We start from the raw sequence: 21,210 nt of genomic DNA on the forward strand, positions 1-21,210 counted from the left end.
CAAATAGCCATCAGTTTCTCCTCATAAGTCATCGGATCCGATCCAGATCGGCATCCCCCGCGGCCCCCGGCTCATCCGGAAGATCCATTGCCCCCAACCTAACCCGGCCCCGGAAACCCGTCGATGGGCACCGCTGCCCATCCGCCACTCCACAGGGGCGGGACCCTCGAACAGCACGGGACAGGGGGTCGATTCCAGGCGCTCCAGAGCCTAGCATGGCCGTATGTGCCGGAACATCCGAACCCTCCACAACTACGAACCGCACGCCACCTCCGAGGAAGTGCACGCCGCCGCCCTGCAGTACGTGCGCAAGATCAGCGGGAGCACCAAGCCGTCCAAAGCCAATGAGGACGCCTTCGAAGCGGCGGTGCACGAGATCGCGCACATCACGCAGCACCTGCTGGATTCGCTGGTGTCGCATGCGCCCGCCAAAGACCGCGACGAGGAGGCGGCCAAAGCCAAGGCCCGGGCCGCCGTCCGCTTCGGCACGGCCTGAGCAGGGCCCTTCCCTCAACTAGGTAGCAGTAGATGTCGTTATGAGCGGGCGGTTTCAGGCGGTTATCGCAACAGGAAGGTTCTGATCATCTCATTGGGGGTGCAGAAGTCGAATCGCTGCGGGGTCTGTTGTTGACTTCGTGGGCGACGTAGTCGAGGTCGGTTTGGCTGTAGACGCTCAGGTCGGTGGCCTTGGGGAAGTACTGGCGCAGCAGCCCGTTCATGTTCTCGTTCGAGCCGCGCTGCCAGGGTGAGTGCGGATCGCAGTAGTAGATATCAATATCGGCTGCGATCTTCACTTCCTTGTGGCGGCGCATTTCGGTGCCTTGGTCCCAGGTCAGGGATTGGCGCAGGTGGTCCGGGAGGGCACCCATTTTGGCGATCAGTCCGTCCCTCACGGCTTCAACCCGGTTCACACCCTGCTGGATGTGGATCAGCATCAGGAACCCTGTGGTCCGTTCAACTATGGTGGCGATGCTGCTCTTGCCGTCCTTGCCCAGGATGAGGTCCCCTTCCCAGTGGCCAGGAACGGCACGGTCGTCGACCTCGGCGGGACGGTCGGCGATCATGACCATGTCCTGGATCCGGCCTCGGCGTTCGTTGGGCCTGCGCTGGGGCTTGCGCAGGGTCCGGCCGGTGCGCAGGTTCTTGGCCAGCTCGCGCTTCAGCGCACCGCGGGACTCCACGTAGAGGGACTGGTAGATCGTTTCGTGCGACACCCACATCTCCGGGTTATTCGGATGATCCTTGCGGAGCCGACCCGCGATCTGCTGCGGGGATGACCGTGCCTTGAGCCCGTCCTGGACCTCGCCGCGCAGCTTCGCGTTGGTCACGAGCTTAGCTTCCTTCGGTCGAGCAGCGCGTTCCTGGGCCCGGRCATGGGCGGTCGTCGCCCGGTAGGAAGAGGGCCGGTCCGCGTTACGACACAGCTMCCGCGACACTGTCGAGGGCGCCCGGCCCAGCCGGCGGGCCATCTCCCGGACAGTCAGTCTCTGAGCGCGCATGACAGCTATCTCCTCACGCTCCCGAAACGTCAGAGACCGTCCGGTCAGGGCACGGCCACGGCGTGGCCGGACCCCACCAGCGGAACGGAGCTCGTTCCGGACAGTGGTGACCGACCACCCGACCGCAGCACCGGCATCAACGTACCCACCGCCGTCGGCCACCTGCTGCCAAAACTTCTGAACGACCTCAGCCACTAACCGATTCGAGAACACCGCCATGGAAATCAACACCCCTCAATAGTCAGGTGTTGCGATCACCGCATGAAGCCAAGCGCTCAAAACGACATCTACTGCTACCTCTTTGGGCCCAGCGCAGACTACTTGCCGAAGCTGCGCAACCGGAGCGAGTTGGCCACCACCAGGACCGAACTGGCGGCCATCGCGGCACCGGCAATCATCGGGTTCAAGAGACCCAGGGCCGCCACCGGAATGCCGATGGCGTTGTAGAAGAACGCCCAGAACAGGTTGGTTTTGATGGTGGCCAGAGTCCGCCGGGAGAGTTCGATCGCCTGAGCCACCTGGCCAAGGTCGTCGCCCATGACGGTGAGGTCCGCCGCTTCAATGGCCACGTCGGTGCCTGAGCCCATGGCGATGCCGAGGTCGGCCTGAGCCAGTGCGGCGGCGTCGTTCACACCGTCGCCGGCCATGGCCACCGTGGCACCGCCGGCCTGGAGCTTTTGTACCGCCTCGACTTTTCCGGCCGGCAGCACTCCGGCGTAAACATCTCCAGGGGGAATGCCGACGGCGGCGGCCACCTGGGCGGCCACTGCGGCGTTGTCCCCGGTCAGCAGGATGGGCCGCAGTCCCAGCTTCTTCAGCCGGGCGATGGCTGCCGCCGATCCCGGTTTAATGGTGTCCCGAAGGCTGATGATGCCGGCGGGCACCCCATCCACCGCCACCCAGATGGCCGTGGCGCCGCTGGCTTCCGCGGCAGCAAGCGTTTCCTGCTGGAGCGGGGCGATGCTGATGCCGTTCTCACTCAGCCAGCCCGTGCGGCCCGCCAGGATGACGCGACCTCCCACGGTTCCGGCCACTCCGCCTCCGGGCGCTGAACGGAAGTGTTCGACGGCGGGAAGCGGCCCGCCGTCGTCGTACCCGTTTTCTGCCCGCAGCGCCGCCGCGGCGATGGCGTGGGCAATGGGGTGCTCCGAGGCAGCTTCCACTGCACCGGCGAGCCGCAGCACGTCCCGGCGCTGGTGCCCATCAAACGCCGAGGTGTCATCCACCGAAAGCTTTCCGCTGGTGACGGTACCGGTCTTGTCGAGCAGGATGGTGTCCACGGTCCGGGTGTCTTCGAGGACCTGCGGGCCCTTGATCAGGATTCCCAGCTGGGCTCCGCGCCCGGTTCCGGTGAGCAGGCCCACCGGCGTGGCGAGCCCGAGTGCGCAAGGGCAGGCGATGACCAGGACGGTGACGGCGGCGGTGAAAGCGGCCCGAAGCTCGGCAGGATCAATCGCAGGGCCGCTGACGACGAGCCACAGCCCAAAGGTGAGCACTGCTATGACCAGCACTACAGGGACAAAAACCTCGCTGATCCGGTCAGCCAGCCGGGCTATGGGGGCCTTGCCGGTCTGCGCCTGGGACACCAGCCGTGCCATCTGGGCGAGCGTGGTTTCCGAACCCACGCGGGTGGCCCGGACCAGGAGGCGTCCGGAGGTGTTGATGGTGGCACCGGTGACCTTGCTTTCCGGCCCCACCTCCACCGGGACGGATTCCCCGGTCAGCAGCGACGCGTCGACGGCGGAGCTGCCTTCGATCACCACGCCGTCGGTGGCGATTTTCTCGCCTGGCCGGACCACCACGATATCCCCCACGCGGAGCTGATCGGCAGGGAGTTGATGCTCGGCGCCGTTGTGCAGGACGGTGGCGTCCTTGGCGCCCAGGTTCAGCAGTGCCTTGAGCGCGTCGCCGGCCTTCTGTTTGGCGTTGGCTTCGAGGAACCGGCCCAAGAGCAGGAAGGTAGTGACCACCGCGGCGACTTCGAAGTACAGGCCACCGGCTTCCATTCCCTCCATGGCCGGGTGTTCGGTCATTCGGGGGTCCAGTGCCAGCTGCCAGAGGCTGAAAAGGTACGCGGCAGTGACTCCGATGGAGACGAGGGTGTCCATGGTGGACGCCAGGTGGCGTGCGTTGACGGCGGCCGCGCGGTGGAAGGGCCAGGCCGCCCAGCTCACCACGGGAAGTGCCAGCAGGCCGGCCGCCCAGCCCCAGTTGGGGAACTGCAGGGCCGGGACCATCGAGATCAGGAACACCGGGACCGTCAGGACTGCGGCCACGATCAGCCGCGGCCTCAGTTCGTCGGCCGTCCCGCCGTGGGCCAGGTGATTTTCATGGTCGTGCAGGTCCTGAGTGCGGGCGGGAGGTGTGCGGATGGTGGCCTTGTAGCCGGTGGCGTTGACTGTGTCCACGATTTGCTGGTCCGTGATGCTGCGCGGAACAGTGAGGTGGGCGGACTCCAGGGGGAGATTCACGGAGGCTTCCACGCCGTCGAGCTTTCCGAGCTTCCGTTCCACACGGTTCACGCACGACGCACACGTCATGCCCTCGATGTCCAGTTCAACCACGCGGCTGCCCGGATGGTTCGGTCGGTGTTCCGTGCGCACGGTGGATCGCCTGATTTCTAGGTAGTTACGCGTCGTTGGCCACAACCAGGTAGCCGGCTTCGGCCACGGCTTCGCCGATCTCGGCGGGCGACAGCTCCTGGCTGGAGGTGATGGTGACGGTGGAGATGCCCCCGGCGTTGAGGTCGACGTCGACCCCCTCAACTCCGGCGAGGGACTCAATTTCTTCGCTGACGGAGGAAATGCAGTGCCCGCAGGTCATGCCGGAAACGCTGACGGTGGTGGAGACGGTGCTCATGGTTGCTCCTTTAAGAGGGCCGGCGGGATGGCCGGACCATGGTTGGCGGGCAGGCTGGTGTCGGTGGTGGCCCTGGTGTCAGCGCAGGAGGCGGCCAATGGCTTCCGCCGCCTCTTTGACCTTGACGTCAATCGCTTCGGCCCGCAGGTCAGGGTCAGGCTCCGCGGCGGCACCCACCACGCAGTGCCCGATGTGTTCTTCCACGAGTCCAAGGCTTACGGCGTGTAGTGCCTTGGTGACGGCGGAAACCTGGGTCAGGATGTCGATGCAGTATTTGTCCTCATCCACCATCCGGGCAATGCCGCGGACCTGACCCTCGATCCGTTTGAGCCTTCGCAGATAGGCGTCTTTGTTGGCGGCGTATCCATGCGGCGGCGCGGACTCGGGGGCCGCATGGCCCTGGACGGTTGCCTGGGGGGATTCCATGCATACAACCTATACCCCAAGGGGGTATATAAGCAAGTACCCCCCTGGGGTATGGCGGGGGTCGGTTTTGAACACAAAAAAGCTCCGGAGTGCGTTATTGGGGGATACGCACTCCGGAGCAGTCTTTGGGCAGATCTGCCCGGCCCCGTGGCCGGATCTCTCTGCTTGAACCAGCTTACTTGCCGGTATGGCTATCCGCCACCACCTCGAATAACTACTTTCACTTTATTATCTCGAGCGCCTTAACGACTGCGGCCGAAGGCTTCCAAGGAGCTATTCGCGGTCCTCGTGCGCCGGCATCCGGTAAGGGACCACCAGCACGGGCCGGCTCTGATGATGGGTCAGCCAGAGGCCCACCGAACCGTTGAGCATCTCCGAGACCCGGTGGGACAGGCCGCGTTCGGAGGTGCCCACGATGATCATGGGGACGTTGCTTTCGGCGGCGAGCCGGGCGAGGGCGCGGGCCGGGTCGCCTGCGAGGGTGCGCAGGGTCCACTCCACGCGCACGCCGGCGGTGCCGGCGTTGGCCACGGTGCGTTCAATCGCGGCTTTTATGCCCGCGGTCACGGCTCGGATGTCCTCGTCGTCCTTCCCGGGGTGGAGCGACAGGCGGTGCGCCGACCGGCCCGGGTCCCATTCCACCAGGTAGCTGGCTTCGTCAACGTAGGCACACAGCAGTGGTGCCGACAGACGTGCCGCAAGCTTTGCTGCCGTCGTCAGCACTTCCGGATGCTGGTTGGGCAGCACCCCCACCAGGAGCGGGGGCGGCCCACTGAAGCGTTCAGGAGTCATAGCCCCATTTTGTGCCTGTCACCCGTCAATGAACAGGCCCCCGGGGTGTCGGGCGGGCTAGGCGGCCGCGGGCGACGCCGAGACGACCACGTTCTTGCCCCACGGATCTTCCGTGTAGCAACTGATCAGCACAACGCGGTTGGGCACCATGTCCCAGATGGGGCTGTCCTTGAGGCTGGCCTTGAGGTACGTGGTGACGCTGTCCACCCGGTAACGGATGCTGCCGGTTGCCGTGACGACGTTGAACTCGTCCCCGTCGGCTGCCCCCGAGCTGAGGTGGTTGAAGGGGGCGTCCCGGCCTTCCCAGCTGTGCCCGATGATGTAGGTGGTGTTGCCCGAGCCGTTGCCCGGGTTCCCAAACGGAGTGAGCCAGTAGCCGTCCATGGTGGTTGGCGGCACCAGGGTGCGGGTGGCAACGGCCGGGCCATCCGGTTCGAGCGGGTGGACCGCGGTATCGATTGCCGCTTTCGGGTAAATAATGCGAAGCGGCGCCGAAGCGTCCGGGAGGGCTGATCCGGGGGCGGCCGCAGCGGGCGTGAGGCCGGACGTGGGTGCAGAAGTGCCGGCAGGTTGGGTGGATGGCGGCCAGGGAAGGGACGACGGCGGTGCAGCCGATGGTGCCGCAACTTCGGCTGCGCGGACACCTGCAGCCCCGTGGTTGCCAGCGTCCAGCTGGCTGACTAAGGGGCCGCCAAAGGTCAGCGATAGGAAACCCAGTACGCCGCACAGAAGGATGGCGAGGTCCCCCCGGTTCACTCCCCGGACCCGGTTCCATTTGGTAGCGCGCAAAAGGCGTGCGCGGGCGTTATGCCTGCCAGGCTGCTTCGGCATGGTGGTCCCTTTCCCTGCGGGACGGGCAGGTGCTGGTGGTGAGGTGCGGGTCATCAGGTGCGATGGCGGGGAAAACGGGCGGGGGCGTCCCGCCGGGTCTGGCGGGACGCCCTCGGTAGATCTGCCGGCCGCTCGGGCGGCGTCAGCCCGCCGCCGGCGCTTCTGTCCGGGACTTGCGCCGCACCGAGACCACGGCGCCCGCGCCCAGCAGTACGCCCAGTCCGGCCAGCCACGTGCTGCTGCCCTCGGTTACGCCTACGGCCGTCTGCGCGTTGAAGCCTTGATTGGTGCCGCGGCTGACAGCCGCCGCCGGTACCTTGGCGACTGCGACCTGGGGGGCGGCAGCCAGTCCGGCAGGCGTCGCCGCCGCAGGCGTCTGGACGACCGGGGCTTCAGGCACCACTGCTGGTGGTGTGGGCGTAACCGGAGTTTCAGGCACCACTGCTGGCGGCTGTTCCTTCACTGGAGGCTGCTCTTCGGTGGGTGGGTGTTCCTCGCCAGGTGGGTGCTCGTCCACTGGAGGCTGTTCCTCGCCATGTGGGTGTTCGTCCACTGGAGGCTGTTCCTCGCCAGGTGGGTGTTCGTCCACTGGAGGCTGTTCCTCACCGGGCGGCGTCACAACTGCGCCGCACAGTGCGAATCCCTGCCCGGCGACCCAGTTCAGCCCGGCGGGCAGGAACTCGCTGGGTGCGATGATGTCTTTATTGTGACCGGCGTGTCCGTTAAGTGCAGCTGCATTGAGGCTGACACTGATCATCTTTCCAGCATGACAAATGTCCACTTTGTCGGCAGCGGCTTGGGCCGGAGCCGTAACGCTGAGCAATGCCAGCCCCGCGACCCCCAAAATCGGTAAGGCTCGACGTTTCATGGTGTTTCTCCCAGATTGTGTGAAACGGACCATGGCGAGGGGAGTAGCAGACGCTTTGTGCCCCAGCACGGTCAGCTTTGCTTGAAACTTCAGGCTAGGCCTGCAGGCGGGTGCGGGTCCTGAGTAGCGGGTACTCGACTTTGACCGGCTCTGACCTGCGGAGATACCTGTTCCTACGCAGAAGTGATAGGGCCCTTCCGGAAGGGACACTCGTGCCGGCGCCGGTAGCCGGACCCCTTGAACGGCGACTTGCCCGCGCCTAACGTTGAGTCATAGGAGTGGTGCGTGACGGGCGAAAGGTGCGTGACGGGGCATGGAAATTTACATGTGGTGGCTGGACGTGAACCTGGACACCAAGGAATGGCTGCGGGAAAACCTGCGGGCGGGGGAGTTGCCGCTGCAGATCTTGCAGGGCATCGCCGAAGCGGGCGGGCCGCACCCCGGAACCCCCGTTGAAGTCCTCACCGAGGCGGAGTGGGATTTCATCGAGACCCAGTCCGAATTTGTCGATTGAGCTGTCGACGCGCCAGGCCGGGTAACCCCACATAGCCGAAAAAACCGTTGCGGCCTCCCGGCCGGGAATGGTTGCATGGGTGCATGGCAACCCCCGCGAGTTTTCTTCTGGCGATCGGCACCAAAAAAGGCCTTTGGCTGGCCACGAGCAAGGACCGGCAGCAATGGTCGTTCTCCGGCCCGCACTTCCTGATGAGCGAAATACCCAGCATCGGCATAGACACCAGGGAGGGCCGGACCCGGATCATGGTGGGCGTCAGATCCGAGCACTGGGGCCCCACGGTGGCGCACTCCGATGACCTTGGCGCCACGTGGTCTGAGCCCGAAAAGGGCGCCATCACGTTTCCCGAGGACGCGGGCGCGGCGGTGGAACGGATCTGGCAGATCTACCCGGACGCTGAGTCGCGGCCCGGCGTGGTCTGGGCAGGGGCGGAGCCCATTTCGGTGTGGAAATCCACCGACGGCGGCGAGCACTTCGAGCTAAACCGCGGGCTCTGGGACCATCCCCACCGCGGCGAATGGGGCGCCGGGTACGGCGGCGCCGCAGCCCACTCCATCGTGGTCAACTCCGCGGGGGACAATGTCCACATCGCCATGAGCACAGGGGGCGTGTACCGCTCGCTCGACGGCGGCACCTCCTGGGAGCCCCGCAACAAGGGGATCTCGGCCTATTTCATGCCCGATCCCAACCCCGAGTTTGGGCAGTGCGTGCACAAGATCGCGGCCGATGCCGCCGTCGAGGGTCGCCTGTATGCGCAGAACCATCACGGCGTGTACCGCACGGACGATAACGGCGACAACTGGAACTCCATCGCTGAAGGCCTTCCGGCCGACTTCGGTTTTGTGATGCTGACGCACCCCCGGCGGCAAGGGACCGCCTGGGTTGTGCCGTTGAAGGCTGACGGCGAGCGGATCCCGCCGGAGGGTAAGCTCGCGGTCCACCGCACGGACGATGCCGGTGCCACCTGGAAGCGCCTGGATTCCGGGCTGCCCGCCAGCGAATACAACAGCGTGCTGCGCGACGCCGCGTCGGTTGATTCCGCTGAACCGGCCGGCGTCTATTTCGGCACACGCGGCGGCACCGTCTACGCCAGCGCTGACGAAGGCGAAACGTTCACCGAGGTGGCATCACACCTGCCGGACGTCCTGTGCGTCCGGGCGGCCGTGATCTCCGACGCGGTGCTGCCGGTTCCGGCAGCTGCCCACGGTGCCTGACATCAGGGTGGTGCTCCCCAGTGTCCTCCACTCGCTGGCCGGCGGGCAGTCCATCCTGACTGCGCCCGCCGAAGGGCCGTTGACCGTGGGGAAGCTGCTCGAAACAGTGACCGGGGACTATCCGGTTCTCGCCCGGCGCCTGCGGGACGAAACCGGGGCACTTCGCCGCTACGTGAATATTTACGTGAACGGCGACGAAGTTCGCAGGCTCCAGGGTCTCGAAACCGAGGTGGCCGCTGGCCAGGAGGTGCTGGTCGTCCAGTCAGTGGCCGGCGGTTAGCCTCAGGCGACCCGCCATACGCTGCATTCGTCCGCATTGATGGCTTTCCGCAGGCCCGTGTGGCGGTCCATGATCCACACGACGCCGATGCCCGGCGCCGTTTCCTGCACCCTGCCGTGCCGGACCACCACGTCGTCGTAGTTCGGGCCCACCGACAAGCGGGCTTCGATTTCGTCGCCGCGGTGGAGCTGGTCCAGGGTGCGGACCCGGGTCACATGGGCTTTGGCTTCCTTCAACATGGTGGCCTCCTGGCTGGAGCTGGTGCCTGCACTTGCCGGCACCTCCAGTGTGGCTGCGCATTGTTGCGGCCCGGTTTCGTGATGGTTATGGCCCTGTTAGTTCTCTGCGCCGGTACGGTTTCGGTGCCGGCAGGATCATCGGCCGAAATGCGCCCGATGCGGAGAACCGGGCGCATAAGGTGGTGGCATGGAATTCGCAGGCGGGGTCTGGACAGTTATTCAGGGCGCGGCGGCAGTGGCCCCGCTGGCCACCTTTGGCGTTGTGCTGGTGGCCTTCCTGACGTACCGGCAGAAATCGAACGCAGACAAGCGGGACCAGTGGTGGAAGCGCGCCCAGTGGGGCATCGACTCGGCCCTGGACGATGCCGATCCGCAGCGACGGCTGGCCGGGATCAAGGTCCTGGTCCAACTCATTGGCAGCAACCTTGCCACGCCGGAGGACGCTGACCTGATGAGCGCACTCGCCGTGGGCATCCAGGACCAGGAGCTCGACCGGCACGAGCTTGCCCACGCATTGCCGGAGGGCGTGATCCCAGGGGCCCACCCCGGGACCCGCCCGGGCCCCGGTCACGAAGTCCGGCTGGGCTCACGGGGCAAAACGGTCATGGTGGACTCGGCGGCGGCGGCGCGCATACTCCGTGAGTCCGAGCTGCTCCTCGCCGCTGACGTGCGGCGACCTCAAACCTAGGCCTATCGCCAACGCGGCCCCCGGGCAAGAATGTTGCCTATGAAACTTCCCGTCATGCCTCCTGTCCCGCCCATGCTCGCCAAGGCCGTCAGCGGCGTTCCGGACGGCGAACTGAGTTACGAGCCCAAATGGGACGGCTTCAGGTCCATCATTTTCCGTGACGGTGACGACCTTGAAATCGGCAGCCGCAACGAGAAACCCATGACCCGCTACTTTCCGGAACTCGTGGTTGCCCTGAAGGAGAATCTGCCGCCACGGTGCGTGGTGGATGGGGAGATCATCCTGGTGGGAGCCTCCGGTGAACGGCTGGACTTCGACGCCCTGCAGCAGCGCATCCATCCCGCCGCCAGCCGGGTGAAACTGCTGTCGGAGCAGACGCCTGCCAAATTCGTCGCCTTTGACCTGCTCGCCCTGGGGGACGATGACTACACCGGACGGCCCTTCGCGGATCGTCGGGCCGCCCTCGAAGAGGCGCTCGCCGGCAGCAAGGCGCCCGTCCACGTCACCGCCGCGACCCGGGACAAGGCAACCGCCGAGCAGTGGTTCCAGCAGTTCGAAGGCGCAGGCCTGGACGGGATCGTGGCCAAACCGCTGGAGGGCACTTACCAGCCGGACAAGCGCGTGGTGTTCAAGATCAAGCACGAACGCACCGCCGACTGTGTGGTGGCCGGCTACCGGGTGCACAAAAGCGGACCGGACGCTATCGGCTCGCTGCTGCTCGGCCTCTACAAGGACGACGGCGGCCTGGCCAGCGTGGGCGTGATCGGCGCCTTCCCGATGAAGCGCCGGCAGGAACTCTTCGAACAACTCCAGCCGCTGGTCACTGACTTCGATGACCACCCGTGGGCCTGGGCCAAACAGGCGGAAGGGGAGCGCACGCCCCGCAAGGCTGAAGGGAGCCGGTGGAGCGGGGGCAAGGACCTCTCGTTTGTGCCGCTCAAGCCGGAACTGGTGGTTGAGGTCCGGTACGACCATATGGAAGGTGAGCGCTTCCGGCACACAGCCCAGTTCTCGCGCTGGCGGCCGGACCGGGATCCCGAGTCCTGCACCTACGCCCAGCTGGAGGAACCGGTCACCTTCGACCTCGCCTCGGTGCTGGACGCCGGCCGGCCATAGGCACCCCGGCGGCCGCCCCGCCGTCGTACTTTTTGCTGCCGGAATAGCCCATTTTTTACCAAGGAAAGCCCACCACTCGGGGGAATGGCGGGCTTTCCGGGTTCACATCCGGGCTGGAGCGTGAACCTCCTAGTTCAGGCCGAGCTGCCTGGTGGGGACCTTGAAGGTTTCCTTGGCCGTCAGGGCGGAGATTGCCGCGATGCCGCAGATCACTGCGGTGAAGATGCTGATCTGGACCCAGCCGCCGGGCCTGATGCCGCCCATCGCCGCAACGATGGCCGGAGCAAAGCCTGCCATCAGGAAGCCCAGCTGCGTGCCGATCGCCAGGCCGGAGAAGCGGACCTTGGTGCTGAACATTTCGGCGTAGAACGACGGCCAGACCGCGTTGGAGGCCGCGTAGCCGAAGGAGAAGAAGCCGATTGCGGCGACAAACATCAGCGGGACGCTGCCGGATTCCAGGCTCAGCAGGAACAACGGGGTGAGGATGGCGCTGGCCACGGCTCCGTAGATGAAGACAGGCTTGCGGCCGATCTTGTCGGCGAGCAGGCCGAAGAGCGGTTGGGTACCCAGGGCTACCAGGTTCGCACCGACTACCAGCCACAGGGTGGTGGTGCCGTCCACGCCAGCGACGGTTTTGGCGTAGCTGATGGCCAGTGTGCCGAACACGGTGGACACGGCGGCGATGAACGCGCAGGCAATAACACGGAGCACGTCGCGCCAGTGTCCCTTGAGGAGATCGGCAACGGGAAGTTTGGCGATCTGGGCGGTCTTCTGCGCCTCCGCGAAGGCGGGGGGTTCGTGCAGCGTACGGCGGATGAAGAACGCAACAATCACCACGACGGCGCTGAGCCAGAACGGGATGCGCCAGCCGATGCCGTACTTGATGTCGTCCGGGAGGGCCAGGACAGGGATGAAGACGAGCGCTGCGAGGATCTGGCCGCCCTGGGTGCCGGTGAGGGTCCAGGAGGTGAAGAAGGAGCGGCGGTTGTCCGGGGCGTGCTCCAGCGTCATCGAGGATGCGCCTGCCTGCTCGCCCGCGGCGGACAGGCCCTGGCAGAGGCGTGCCAGCACCAGCAGTACGGGAGCCCACCAGCCGACGGTGTTGAAGTCGGGGAGGCAGCCGATCAGGAATGTTGACGCGCCCATCAGCACCAGGGTGAACATGAGGACCTTCTGCCGCCCCACGCGGTCGCCGAAGTGGCCGAGGATGACGGCGCCCACCGGCCGTGCCACATAGGCAAAGCCGAACGTGGCGAAGGACATGATGGCCGCGTTGGCCCCGGCGTCCGGGAAAAAGACCGTAGGAAAGATCAGGGCGGCCGCAGAACCGAAGATGAAGAAGTCGTAGTATTCGACGGCGCTGCCCAGGAAGCTGGCGAGGGCTGCTTTCTTTGGCGTCCCGGCCGGGGCAGCGGTGCCCGGCCCCGCGGACGGAAGTGTCTGGCTCATGGAGTTCCTTTGATGTGACGACGTTGTCGCGGATGGATCTGGAGAAGCGCAGCCGCACTGCCTGTGGTGGCGGAGCGCGGTGCGGCTGGTGTCCGTTGAAAGACCCGGACTAGTAGCCACATGGTGAGAGCTACTTGTGCGATATAGCAATGATGGCTGTGAGCACTGTCACTTGTCAAGAAAATAATCACCATCTAGAAATAGCTCTCACAATGTGGCAACATCGAGTTATGAGTGTGAACCAAGCCACAACCGAGGATGATGTCTCCACCGCGCCGGAACCAGGGCCGGACCCAAGCCCCGGACCTCGGCCGGGCCCGGACCCGGACCCGGGCCCAAGCCCGGCCCCCGGCCCGGGCGAAGGTAAGGCGTCCCGGTCCGGAGACCGCACCGACATGGTGGGCAAGGCCCTGAGCTTGTTGGTGCTCCTGGGAGATGAGCCCCGCGGTGCCAGTGCCGCTGAGATCTCGCGCCGCGCCGAACTCCCCTTCAGTACCACCTACCGCCTGCTGGGTTCCCTGACGCGGGACGGCTTCGTGGACTACGAGCCGGACGGCCGCCGCTACCACCTGGGCCTGCGCATCTTCCAGCTGGGCCAGCGCGTCTCGAACCATCACGGCTTCGCGGGGGCGGCCATGCCGGTCCTTCGCCGCGTAACCGAGCAGACGGGGGAAGCCACCATCCTCAGCGTCCGCGACGGGCACCATCACCTGACTGTTAATAAGGTCGACGGTCCGCAGATGTTCCGCGTCACGAGTGACCCCGGGCATCTGGGTGCCCTGCACGCCACCGCGGTGGGCAAGGTCCTCGTGGCGTTTGCCGAGGATGCGGAGCGGGAGGCCCTGATCGAGGAACTGGAACTGGAACCGCTCACCGGGCACACCATCACCGACCGCGCCGCCTTCCGGGCCGAAATGGAGCAGGTCCGCCGGCAGGGATATGCGGTGATGGACGAGGAAAACGAGGACGGGATGCGCGCCGTGGCCGTGCCTCTCCTCAATTCCCAGGGCCACGCCTTCGCGTCGCTCGCCACCGCTGTACCCGTGTTCCGCCTCACCGTGGAAGCGCTCCTGGCGCACGTTCCCCTGCTTCGGGATGCCGCCGCCGAACTCGCCGCGCGGCTGCCGCAGCGGTAAGCAACATCCTAATGTTCGCATGTAGAACAAGCGTGCGATAAGTGAACATCTGCTGTACTGTAATCCCTATCACCTGGCCCGCCGCGTCCGCCTTGAGCGCCGCCGCCCGTCACGTGCCGTATCAAAGGAGCTGCCCGGATGAGCAATCGAACTGAGTCCTACCTTGTGGGACTGGTCGGCGACGGCGTCACGCCGTCACTCACTCCACCCATGCACGAACGCGAAGGCGATGTCCAAGGCCTGCGCTACCTGTACCGCCCCATCGATCTGCTGGAACTGGGACTGGCAGGCGACTCCGTCGGGGAACTGCTCAAGAGCGCCCGCAGCCTTGGTTTCAACGGACTGAACATCACCCATCCCTGCAAGCAGCTGGTCCTCCAGTACCTTGACGAAGTCTCGCCGGATGCCCGCAGGCTCGGCGCCGTCAACACCGTGGTGATCGAAGACGGCCGCTTCATCGGCCACAACACCGACTTCTCCGGGTTCGCCGCCGCCCTGGCGTCCGGCCTTCCGGGCGCACAGCTGGACCGCGTGGTCCAGCTCGGCGCGGGAGGTGCCGGATCCGCTGTCGCCTATGCCCTGCTTACCGCCGGCGTGAAGGCACTGGAGCTGGTGGACATGGACCTGGAACGCGCAGCTGCGCGCGCTGCGGAACTGTCCGGTTTCTTCCCGGACCGCACCATCACACCGCGTACGACGGCGGAGCTGCCGCAGCTGATGCCGCTGGCTGACGGCCTGGTGCACTGCACGCCTGTTGGCATGGCCGCCCATCCGGGAGTCCCGCTGGACCTGGACCTGCTCGAATCCCGGCACTGGGTGGCGGATATCGTTTACCGGCCCATCGAAACCGAGCTTGTACTGAGCGCCCGGGCCAAGGGCTGTGAGGTCCTGGACGGCGGCCGCATGGCCGTGGGACAGGCGGCGGACTCCTTCCGGATCTTCACCGGAATGGAAGCCGACGCGGACCGTATGCGCAGCCACTTCCTGGAACTCGTGGCCCAGGAAGAGGTGGCTGCCTGATGCGCACCGGAATCGCCACAGTCTGCCTCTCCGGCACGCTGAAGGAAAAGATGCAGGCCTGCGCCATCGCGGGCTTCGACGGCATTGAAATCTTCGAACAGGACCTCGTCACCTCGCCCCTCACTCCTGAGGACGTCCGCAAGATGGCTGCAGACCTGGGCCTCACCCTGGACCTCTACCAGCCGTTCCGCGACTTCGACAGCGTGTCCGAGGACCTCCTGGCCGCCAACCTTCGCCGCGCCGAGGCAAAGTTCAAGCTGATGGCGCGGCTGGGCATGGACACCATCCTGGTCTGCTCCAACGTGGCCACGGCCAACATCGACAGCGACGACCTCCGCGCGGACCAGCTCGGCCGGCTGGCGGCGCTGGCAGGGGACCACGGCGTCAGGGTCGCCTACGAGGCGTTGGCCTGGGGCAAGTACGTCAACGACTACGAGCACGCCCACCGGCTGGTTGAGACGGTGGACCACCCCAACCTGGGTACCTGCCTGGACTCCTTCCACATCCTCTCCCGCAACTGGGACACGGCGCCCATCGAAGCCTTCAGCCCGGAGAAGATCTTCTTCGTCCAGGTGGCGGATGCGCCGAAGCTCTCCATGGACGTCCTGTCCTGGAGCCGGCACTACCGGGTGTTCCCGGGCGAGGGACAGTTTGAGCTGGCCAAGTTCATGGGCCACGTGGTCCGTGCCGGGTACAGCGGGCCGGTGTCACTGGAGATCTTCAACGACGTCTTCAGGCAGTCCGACGTCGAGCGCACAGCCGTGGACGGCATGCGCTCGCTCATCTGGCTGGAGGAGCAGAGCGCCAAATGGCTCAATGCCAACGTGCCGGTCCTCGCCGCCACGGCCGCCGGTGCCCCCGGCACTGTTGCTGGTGCTCCTGCGGCCCCTGGCCGCCGTCGTTATCCCATGGAACTGGCCACGCTTCCGCAGGTGGCCGAACCGGCCGGCTACAACTTTGCCGAGGTCAGGGCCGCGGACACCAAGGGCTTGGAAACTGTCCTGGGCCAGCTCGGCTTCGAATTCAACGGCCGGCACCGCACCAAGGACGTGCAGCTGTGGACCATGGGCCATGCCCGGGTCATCGTCAACGAGGCGGCGCCTCATTCGCCCGTGAACAGGGCGGACGCATCGCCCGCCATCGCCGCTTTGGGGTTCGACGTCGATTCCCCGGTGATTGCCTCAGCCCGGGCCCAGCAACTCAAGGCCCCCGCGGTTCCGCGCAAAAGCCAGGCCAACGAGGAGGTGTTCCAGGGCTTCGCAGCGCCCGACTCCACGGAGATCTTCCTGTGCCAGGGCAGTCCCGACGGCACCGCCGCCTGGACGAGTGAATTCGGTGAGGGCAGCGAATTCGGTGAGGGGCTGCTAGTTCCCGCCGCCGGTGCCACCGCCGTGATCGACCACGTCAATCTCGCCCAGCCGTGGCAGCACTTTGACGAGGCCGTCCTCTTTTACACGAGCGCCCTGGCACTGGAACCGCAACCTTTCGCCGAGGTCCCCAGCCCCACCGGGTTGGTCCGTTCGCAGGTGATGGCTACCGGCGACCGCGCCGTGCGCCTGGTGCTGAACCTGGCACCCCTGATCCAGCAGGACGGCGCTTCCGGACCGGATCCGTCCGGAACGGGCGCCCGGCGGACCTACCAGGAGCACATCGCCTTCGCGGTGGGCGACCTGGTAGCCACGGCCAGGGACTGCAAGGCCCGGGGCCTCGAGTTCCTGCAGATCCCGGCCAACTACTACGAGGACCTGAACGCGCGCTTCGGCCTCGACCCCGACTTCCTGGCCACGCTGCAGGAGCTGAACCTCCTGTACGACCGCGACGCTGACGGCGAGTTCCTGCATTTCTACACCGCCACCGTGGGTAGCGTGTTCTTCGAGATGGTGGAACGCCGCGGCACCTATGACGGTTATGGGGCGCCCAACGCCCCTGTCCGCCACGCAGTCCAGTACGACCTCCTGCACCGACTGAACCCCGTACCCGCCAAGTAACACCAACACCCTATGAAAGGAGGCTGCTGTGCCTGAAGGAATCAACCTCGAAACCTACAACGCGGATCCGCTCACCGAGGACGTGTCCGATGACGCCACAGAGGCCGCACCGAAGCAGTACGCACCCCTGGATGCCGCCGCAGAGTCGCAGGCGGACCTGAGCGCCGAGATGAAGGCGCTCGGCGATGCTTACGCCCAGGCCCTCAAGAACGGCGCCAAGGCTGAAATCCAGCCGCGGCTGGACTACGCCCCCTACCGCAGCAGCGTCCTGCGCCACCCCACCAAGGACCTGCACCACGCGGACCCTGAGACCATCGAGCTGTACTCGCCGGCGTTCGGGCACATGGACGTGCACGCGCTGGAAGCGGACCTCACCATCCAGCACAACGGTGAACCGCTGGGCGAACGGATCGTGGTGTCGGGACGCGTCCTCGATGGTGACGGCCGCCCGGTAGCCGGCCAGCTCGTGGAGATCTGGCAGGCGAACTCCGCCGGCCGCTACATCCATAAGCGTGACCAGCACCCCGCACCCCTGGACCCCAACTTCACCGGCGTGGGCCGCTGCATCACCGGGGCCGATGGCTCCTACAGCTTCATCACCATCAAGCCCGGCGCCTACCCGTGGAAGAACCACCTCAACGCCTGGCGCCCCGCCCACATTCACTTCTCGCTGTTCGGGCAGGAGTTCACGCAGCGGATCGTCACCCAGATGTACTTCCCCGGTGACCAGCTCTTCCCGCTGGACCCGATCTACCAGTCCATCGTGGACCAGGACGCCCGCGACCGGCTTGTCGCGACCTACGATCACGAACAGACCAAACCCGAGTGGGCCCTCGCCTACAACTGGGACATCGTGCTGACCGGGTCGAAGCGGACCTGGACCGAGAACGAGGCCCTCGGCGCAGAAGGAGACGACCATGAGTAACCCCAGCCCCACCAAGCTGACTCCCACCCCCGGCCAGACCGTGGGACCGTTCTACGGTTACGCCCTGCCCTACAACAAGGACCGCGAACTGCTGGCCCCCGGCTCCCCGGGCTCCATCCGGCTCCAGGGCACCGTGTACGATGGCGCCGGGCATCCGATCCCCGACGCGATCCTGGAGATATGGCAGGCGGATTCCGAGGGCAAGGTCCCGCAGCACACCGGATCGCTGGTGCGCGACGGCTACACCTTCACCGGATTCGGCCGCAGCGCCGTGGGCAACACCGGCGTGTTCACCTTCACTACCGTCAACCCCGGCCCCACCGAGGAGGGTGCAGCCCCGTTCATCTCCGTCGCGGTCTTTGCCCGCGGCCTGATGAACCGGCTCTTCACCCGGATCTACCTGCCGGAAAACGAGGAGGCCCTGGCGAAGGACCCCCTGCTGAGCTCCCTTGATCCGGAACGCCGGCAGACCCTGATTGCACGCCGCGACGCCGACGGCGGACTCACGTGGGATCTCCGGCTGCAGGGTGAGGGCGAAACAGTCTTCCTGGACTTCCAGTGACTGATGCCGCCCTGGGTTTCGGAAGCGCGGCCGACGGCGACGTCGGCCTGCTGAGTCCCGTCTCGGCGTCGCCCCTGGTGGCGGCGCTGACCGGCGACCGGGCTGTGCTCGCGGCGATCCTCGCCGTCGAGTCCGGCTGGGCTGCGGTGCTGGACAAGGCGGGGCTGGCGCCGGCCGGGTCCGCCGCCGTCGTGGCTTCCGCGGCAGAAGCGGGCCGCTACGACGCAGCAGACGTCGCGCTCCGGGCCCAGGGCGGCGGCAACCCCGTCATTCCGTTGCTGGCGGACCTGCGCAAGCAGGTGTCGGCGCTGGATGCGGCCGGTATCGGTGCCGGGAAAGCCGTCCACACCTCGCTGACCAGCCAGGACGTTCTTGATACGGCCCTGATGCTGGTGGCGCGGAACACTGTGGAGGCGCTGGTTGCCGACCTGAAAAGCACAACGACGGCGCTTGCCGCCCTGGCGGAAAAGCATGCGGACACGCTGGGAGTGGGCAGGAGCCTGACCCAGCACTCCCTCCCGTTTACCTTCGGGCTGCGCGCGGCCCAGTGGTTCCACGGCGTGGCCGCCGCGGGACGCCAACTGGAAACCGTGCAGTTCCCGGTGCAGTTCGGCGGGGCCGCTGGAACGTTGGCGGCCGGAACCGTGCTGACCGCCGGCGCATCCGCCACCCCCTTTACCCTGGCCGATTCCCTGGCCAGACAACTGGGCCTGGCCACTGCCCCCGCGCCGTGGCACACGAACCGGCTGGCAGTCACGGCCCTCGGCAACGCCTTGGCCGCCGTGTTGGGTGCTGCGGGCAAGATCGCCACGGACGTCCTCTTGATGAGCCGGCCTGAAGTAGCCGAACTCGCCGAACCACGCGCTGCGGGCCGTGGCGTGTCCTCCGCGATGCCGCAGAAGCAGAACCCTGTGCTGTCCGTCCTGATCCGCAGCGCAGCCCTGCAGGCTCCGCAGCTTCTGGCCCAACTGCACCTGGCCGCCGCCAACTTCAACGACGAACGCCCCGACGCCGCCTGGCACATCGAATGGCCGGCACTCCGCCACCTCCTTCGTCTGGCCCTGGGGGCGGCTGGCCACCTCCGCGAGCTGGCCGAAGGCCTCCAGGTCTTCCCGGCTGCCCTGCGCCGCAACCTCGACCTGGCCGGACCGTTGCTCCTGGCTGAAGGGGTGGGCGCCGCCGTCGCCCCGCTCCTGGCGGAGAAGGATGGCCGCACGGGCAAGGAGCAGCTGCAGGACGTGGTGGACGCGACCCTTGCCGCGCCTGCTGCGGAGCAGGGTTCGACCTACCGGCGGCTGCTCCGCGAGGCCGTTCCCGCGGGCGCGCTCACCGATCTGCGCCTCGACGAACTTCTTGACCCCGCGAGCTACCTCGGCCAGGCAGCCGAGATCTCCCGGCGCATCCTGGCCGAGTACCCTGACTTCGCCCCAGCCCTTGCCGTGACTGCAGACCCGGCGTCATCAGTAAACCCCGACCAGAATGGAGCCAACCGTGGCTAAACCGACCCTGAAGGCAGTTCTGCTTTCGCCCCAACGAGCCCTTGGCGAACGCCCCCTGTTGGTGGTTGGCCCCTCCCTGGGCACCTCCTCAGCTGCCCTCTGGAGCGGGACGGCGGCGCTGCTGGCCAATGAGTACGACGTTGTGGCCTGGGACCTGCCCGGCCACGGCGTATCGCCGAAGGCCACCGAGACCTTCGATGTCGCCGACCTGGCAGATTCGGTGGTGGACCTGGCGGACTCGATCGCCCCCGGCGAGTCCTTCCACTACGCCGGTGTCTCGCTGGGCGGGGCCACCGGCCTGCAGCTTGGCATCAAGCATGGCGAACGCCTCAAGAGCCTGTCCGTCCAGTGCTCCGGCGCGAAGATCGGCACCCCTGAGGGCTGGCTGGAGCGCGCGGAACTGGTGCGCGGCCAGGGCACGCCCGTGGTCATCCAGGGATCGGCGGAACGCTGGTTCGCACCGGGTTTTATGGACCGCGAGCCGGACCTGAGCAGCCGGCTCCTGCACTCCCTGCGCGACGCTGACCGCTTCAGCTATGCGTTCTGCTGTGAAGCCCTGGCTGCCTACGATGTGCGCGCCGAGCTCGGCAGCATCTCCGTCCCCACGCAGGCTGTTGCCGGTGTGGCGGATACTGTTGTGCCGCCGTCGTTCGCGGAAGAAATCGCGGCCGGCATCACCGCCGGGGGAGGCACGGCGAACGCCGTTTCCCTGGAAGGCGTGGCCCACCTGGCTCCCGCCGAGGCACCCGCCCACGTTGCGGAACTGCTGCGGAGCCTCATCTCTTGGACTGAATCGCGGGGAGCAGCAAAGTGAGCAGCCTCAGCGGCGCTGAACGGCATGGCGTGGTCCAACCGGAGGCCAGCAGCCAGGAGATTTACGACGGCGGCATGGTGGTTCGCCGCGAAGTGCTCGGCGCCGCGCACGTGGACCGGGCCAACGCCAACAAGGACGAGTTCACCGAGGACTTCCAGGACATGATCACGCGGATTGCGTGGGGCGGCATCTGGACCCGGCCCGGCATCTCCCGTCAGATGCGCTCAGCGGTGACCATCACTGCGATGGTGGCGCACGGGCACTGGGAAGAGCTGGCCATGCATATCCGCGCGGCTCTCACCAACGGCCTGAGCAGGGACGAGATCAAGGAAATCCTGCTCCAGACGGCCATCTACTGCGGMGTCCCGTCCGCCAAYACSGCCTTCAAGACCGCGCAGCAGGTATTCCGCGAAATCGACGCTGCCGCGACAGACACCCCCACCCCGCCCAACTAGGTAGCAGCAGATGTCGTTATGAGCCCTCAAAACGAC

General features: G+C 66.4%; 22 protein-coding genes and 1 pseudogene. 14 read left to right on the forward strand and 9 right to left on the reverse strand.

The features are described 5' to 3' along the window. Positions 1 to 223 precede the first annotated feature (223 nt). Positions 224 to 496, forward strand: coding sequence for a DUF2277 domain-containing protein (locus AC1DIM_RS17855; protein WP_477711840.1), 273 nt, complete (start codon positions 224 to 226; stop codon positions 494 to 496). Positions 497 to 558: 62 nt separating this feature from the next. On the opposite strand, the pseudogene AC1DIM_RS17860 reads toward AC1DIM_RS17855, so the two are convergent. The 7 genes and pseudogenes from AC1DIM_RS17860 to AC1DIM_RS17890 form a co-directional block, all read right to left on the reverse strand. After that, positions 559 to 1,718: pseudogene (locus AC1DIM_RS17860) on the reverse strand (IS30 family transposase). Between the two features lie 98 nt (positions 1,719 to 1,816). Continuing rightward, positions 1,817 to 4,102, reverse strand: coding sequence for a heavy metal translocating P-type ATPase (locus AC1DIM_RS17865; protein ID WP_477711841.1), 2,286 nt, complete (start codon positions 4,100 to 4,102; stop codon positions 1,817 to 1,819). Between the two features lie 25 nt (positions 4,103 to 4,127). Continuing rightward, on the reverse strand, positions 4,128 to 4,358 hold the full coding sequence (locus AC1DIM_RS17870; protein ID WP_477711842.1) for a heavy-metal-associated domain-containing protein: 231 nt from the start codon (positions 4,356 to 4,358) through the stop codon (positions 4,128 to 4,130). Positions 4,359 to 4,436: 78 nt separating this feature from the next. Beyond that, entirely contained in the window at positions 4,437 to 4,784 is a 348-nt protein-coding gene (locus AC1DIM_RS17875) for a metal-sensitive transcriptional regulator (RefSeq protein WP_477711843.1), read from the reverse strand. A 273-nt stretch (positions 4,785 to 5,057) separates the two neighbouring features. Further along, positions 5,058 to 5,576 (reverse strand): universal stress protein, encoded by a 519-nt coding sequence (locus AC1DIM_RS17880; RefSeq protein WP_477711844.1) that lies wholly within the window; start codon positions 5,574 to 5,576, stop codon positions 5,058 to 5,060. Positions 5,577 to 5,633: 57 nt separating this feature from the next. Next, a complete protein-coding gene (locus AC1DIM_RS17885) occupies positions 5,634 to 6,407 on the reverse strand; it encodes a class F sortase (protein ID WP_477711845.1) in 774 nt (257 codons plus the stop codon). A 142-nt stretch (positions 6,408 to 6,549) separates the two neighbouring features. Continuing rightward, on the reverse strand, positions 6,550 to 7,164 hold the full coding sequence (locus tag AC1DIM_RS17890) for a hypothetical protein (RefSeq protein ID WP_477711846.1): 615 nt from the start codon (positions 7,162 to 7,164) through the stop codon (positions 6,550 to 6,552). A gap of 424 nt (positions 7,165 to 7,588) precedes the next feature. Here AC1DIM_RS17890 and AC1DIM_RS17895 point away from each other — a divergent pair, with 424 nt between their 5' ends. From AC1DIM_RS17895 to AC1DIM_RS17905, 3 genes are all read left to right on the forward strand, one after another. After that, the gene (locus AC1DIM_RS17895; protein ID WP_477711847.1) at positions 7,589 to 7,789 is read left to right on the forward strand and encodes a hypothetical protein; all 201 of its coding nucleotides are present in this window, start codon (positions 7,589 to 7,591) and stop codon (positions 7,787 to 7,789) included. 83 nt (positions 7,790 to 7,872) lie between these two features. After that, positions 7,873 to 9,003 carry a WD40/YVTN/BNR-like repeat-containing protein gene (locus tag AC1DIM_RS17900; protein WP_477711848.1) on the forward strand — a complete coding sequence of 377 codons (1,131 nt, stop codon included), beginning with the start codon at positions 7,873 to 7,875 and terminating at the stop codon, positions 9,001 to 9,003. Then, positions 8,996 to 9,283 (forward strand): MoaD/ThiS family protein, encoded by a 288-nt coding sequence (locus tag AC1DIM_RS17905; protein ID WP_477711849.1) that lies wholly within the window; start codon positions 8,996 to 8,998, stop codon positions 9,281 to 9,283. The genes AC1DIM_RS17900 and AC1DIM_RS17905 overlap by 8 nt, the downstream gene beginning before the upstream one ends. A 2-nt stretch (positions 9,284 to 9,285) precedes the next feature. Here AC1DIM_RS17905 and AC1DIM_RS17910 read toward each other — a convergent pair whose 3' ends face one another. Continuing rightward, positions 9,286 to 9,522: a hypothetical protein gene (locus AC1DIM_RS17910; protein WP_477711850.1), complete on the reverse strand. Its 237-nt coding sequence runs from the start codon at positions 9,520 to 9,522 to the stop codon at positions 9,286 to 9,288. A 187-nt stretch (positions 9,523 to 9,709) separates the two neighbouring features. Between AC1DIM_RS17910 and AC1DIM_RS17915 the strand changes: the two genes are divergently transcribed. Together AC1DIM_RS17915 and AC1DIM_RS17920 are read left to right on the forward strand one after the other, a co-directional pair. Beyond that, complete coding sequence (locus AC1DIM_RS17915) at positions 9,710 to 10,210, forward strand: hypothetical protein (RefSeq protein WP_477711851.1); 501 nt, start codon at positions 9,710 to 9,712, stop codon at positions 10,208 to 10,210. A gap of 39 nt (positions 10,211 to 10,249) precedes the next feature. Then, on the forward strand, positions 10,250 to 11,326 hold the full coding sequence (locus AC1DIM_RS17920; protein ID WP_477711852.1) for an ATP-dependent DNA ligase: 1,077 nt from the start codon (positions 10,250 to 10,252) through the stop codon (positions 11,324 to 11,326). Positions 11,327 to 11,455: 129 nt separating this feature from the next. Here the strand turns inward: AC1DIM_RS17920 and AC1DIM_RS17925 are convergent, their stop codons facing one another. Continuing rightward, the gene (locus tag AC1DIM_RS17925; RefSeq protein ID WP_477711853.1) at positions 11,456 to 12,775 is read right to left on the reverse strand and encodes an MFS transporter; all 1,320 of its coding nucleotides are present in this window, start codon (positions 12,773 to 12,775) and stop codon (positions 11,456 to 11,458) included. Positions 12,776 to 13,170: 395 nt separating this feature from the next. Here AC1DIM_RS17925 and AC1DIM_RS17930 point away from each other — a divergent pair, with 395 nt between their 5' ends. The 8 genes from AC1DIM_RS17930 to pcaC all read left to right on the forward strand — a co-directional run bounded on the left by AC1DIM_RS17930 (position 13,171) and on the right by pcaC (position 21,174). Next, positions 13,171 to 13,911, forward strand: a complete 741-nt coding sequence (locus AC1DIM_RS17930; RefSeq protein WP_477711875.1) for an IclR family transcriptional regulator — start codon at positions 13,171 to 13,173, stop codon at positions 13,909 to 13,911. 138 nt (positions 13,912 to 14,049) lie between these two features. Next, complete coding sequence (locus AC1DIM_RS17935; protein WP_477711854.1) at positions 14,050 to 14,931, forward strand: shikimate dehydrogenase; 882 nt, start codon at positions 14,050 to 14,052, stop codon at positions 14,929 to 14,931. After that, positions 14,931 to 16,919 (forward strand): bifunctional sugar phosphate isomerase/epimerase/4-hydroxyphenylpyruvate dioxygenase family protein, encoded by a 1,989-nt coding sequence (locus AC1DIM_RS17940; RefSeq protein ID WP_477711855.1) that lies wholly within the window; start codon positions 14,931 to 14,933, stop codon positions 16,917 to 16,919. The genes AC1DIM_RS17935 and AC1DIM_RS17940 overlap by 1 nt, the downstream gene beginning before the upstream one ends. Positions 16,920 to 17,001: 82 nt before the next feature. Beyond that, the gene (pcaH, locus tag AC1DIM_RS17945) at positions 17,002 to 17,844 is read left to right on the forward strand and encodes a protocatechuate 3,4-dioxygenase subunit beta (protein WP_477711876.1); all 843 of its coding nucleotides are present in this window, start codon (positions 17,002 to 17,004) and stop codon (positions 17,842 to 17,844) included. Continuing rightward, positions 17,837 to 18,406: a protocatechuate 3,4-dioxygenase subunit alpha gene (gene pcaG / locus AC1DIM_RS17950; protein ID WP_477711856.1), complete on the forward strand. Its 570-nt coding sequence runs from the start codon at positions 17,837 to 17,839 to the stop codon at positions 18,404 to 18,406. Before pcaH ends, pcaG begins: the two co-directional genes overlap by 8 nt. After that, positions 18,403 to 19,905, forward strand: a complete 1,503-nt coding sequence (locus AC1DIM_RS17955) for a lyase family protein (RefSeq protein ID WP_477711857.1) — start codon at positions 18,403 to 18,405, stop codon at positions 19,903 to 19,905. Before pcaG ends, AC1DIM_RS17955 begins: the two co-directional genes overlap by 4 nt. Then, the gene (locus AC1DIM_RS17960; protein ID WP_477711858.1) at positions 19,898 to 20,719 is read left to right on the forward strand and encodes an alpha/beta fold hydrolase; all 822 of its coding nucleotides are present in this window, start codon (positions 19,898 to 19,900) and stop codon (positions 20,717 to 20,719) included. Before AC1DIM_RS17955 ends, AC1DIM_RS17960 begins: the two co-directional genes overlap by 8 nt. Then, complete coding sequence (pcaC, locus tag AC1DIM_RS17965; protein ID WP_477711859.1) at positions 20,716 to 21,174, forward strand: 4-carboxymuconolactone decarboxylase; 459 nt, start codon at positions 20,716 to 20,718, stop codon at positions 21,172 to 21,174. Before AC1DIM_RS17960 ends, pcaC begins: the two co-directional genes overlap by 4 nt. The last annotated feature ends 36 nt before the right edge of the window (positions 21,175 to 21,210 follow it).

The sequence above is a fragment of the Pseudarthrobacter sp. 01T43 genome (assembly GCF_056398665.1).

Coding starts and splice junctions, on each gene's coding strand:
- AC1DIM_RS17915 (WP_477711851.1), top strand. CDS start 9,710: ATGGAATTCGCAGGCGGGGTCTGGACAGTTATTCAGGGCGCGGCGGCA.
- AC1DIM_RS17870 (WP_477711842.1), bottom strand. CDS start 4,358: ATGAGCACCGTCTCCACCACCGTCAGCGTTTCCGGCATGACCTGCGGG.
- AC1DIM_RS17930 (WP_477711875.1), top strand. CDS start 13,171: ATGGTGGGCAAGGCCCTGAGCTTGTTGGTGCTCCTGGGAGATGAGCCC.
- AC1DIM_RS17925 (WP_477711853.1), bottom strand. CDS start 12,775: ATGAGCCAGACACTTCCGTCCGCGGGGCCGGGCACCGCTGCCCCGGCC.
- AC1DIM_RS17885 (WP_477711845.1), bottom strand. CDS start 6,407: ATGCCGAAGCAGCCTGGCAGGCATAACGCCCGCGCACGCCTTTTGCGC.
- AC1DIM_RS17855 (WP_477711840.1), top strand. CDS start 224: ATGTGCCGGAACATCCGAACCCTCCACAACTACGAACCGCACGCCACC.
- AC1DIM_RS17935 (WP_477711854.1), top strand. CDS start 14,050: ATGAGCAATCGAACTGAGTCCTACCTTGTGGGACTGGTCGGCGACGGC.
- AC1DIM_RS17875 (WP_477711843.1), bottom strand. CDS start 4,784: ATGGAATCCCCCCAGGCAACCGTCCAGGGCCATGCGGCCCCCGAGTCC.
- AC1DIM_RS17900 (WP_477711848.1), top strand. CDS start 7,873: ATGGCAACCCCCGCGAGTTTTCTTCTGGCGATCGGCACCAAAAAAGGC.
- AC1DIM_RS17895 (WP_477711847.1), top strand. CDS start 7,589: ATGGAAATTTACATGTGGTGGCTGGACGTGAACCTGGACACCAAGGAA.
- AC1DIM_RS17890 (WP_477711846.1), bottom strand. CDS start 7,164: ATGATCAGTGTCAGCCTCAATGCAGCTGCACTTAACGGACACGCCGGT.
- AC1DIM_RS17910 (WP_477711850.1), bottom strand. CDS start 9,522: ATGTTGAAGGAAGCCAAAGCCCATGTGACCCGGGTCCGCACCCTGGAC.
- AC1DIM_RS17920 (WP_477711852.1), top strand. CDS start 10,250: ATGAAACTTCCCGTCATGCCTCCTGTCCCGCCCATGCTCGCCAAGGCC.
- AC1DIM_RS17880 (WP_477711844.1), bottom strand. CDS start 5,576: ATGACTCCTGAACGCTTCAGTGGGCCGCCCCCGCTCCTGGTGGGGGTG.
- pcaG (WP_477711856.1), top strand. CDS start 17,837: ATGAGTAACCCCAGCCCCACCAAGCTGACTCCCACCCCCGGCCAGACC.
- AC1DIM_RS17940 (WP_477711855.1), top strand. CDS start 14,931: ATGCGCACCGGAATCGCCACAGTCTGCCTCTCCGGCACGCTGAAGGAA.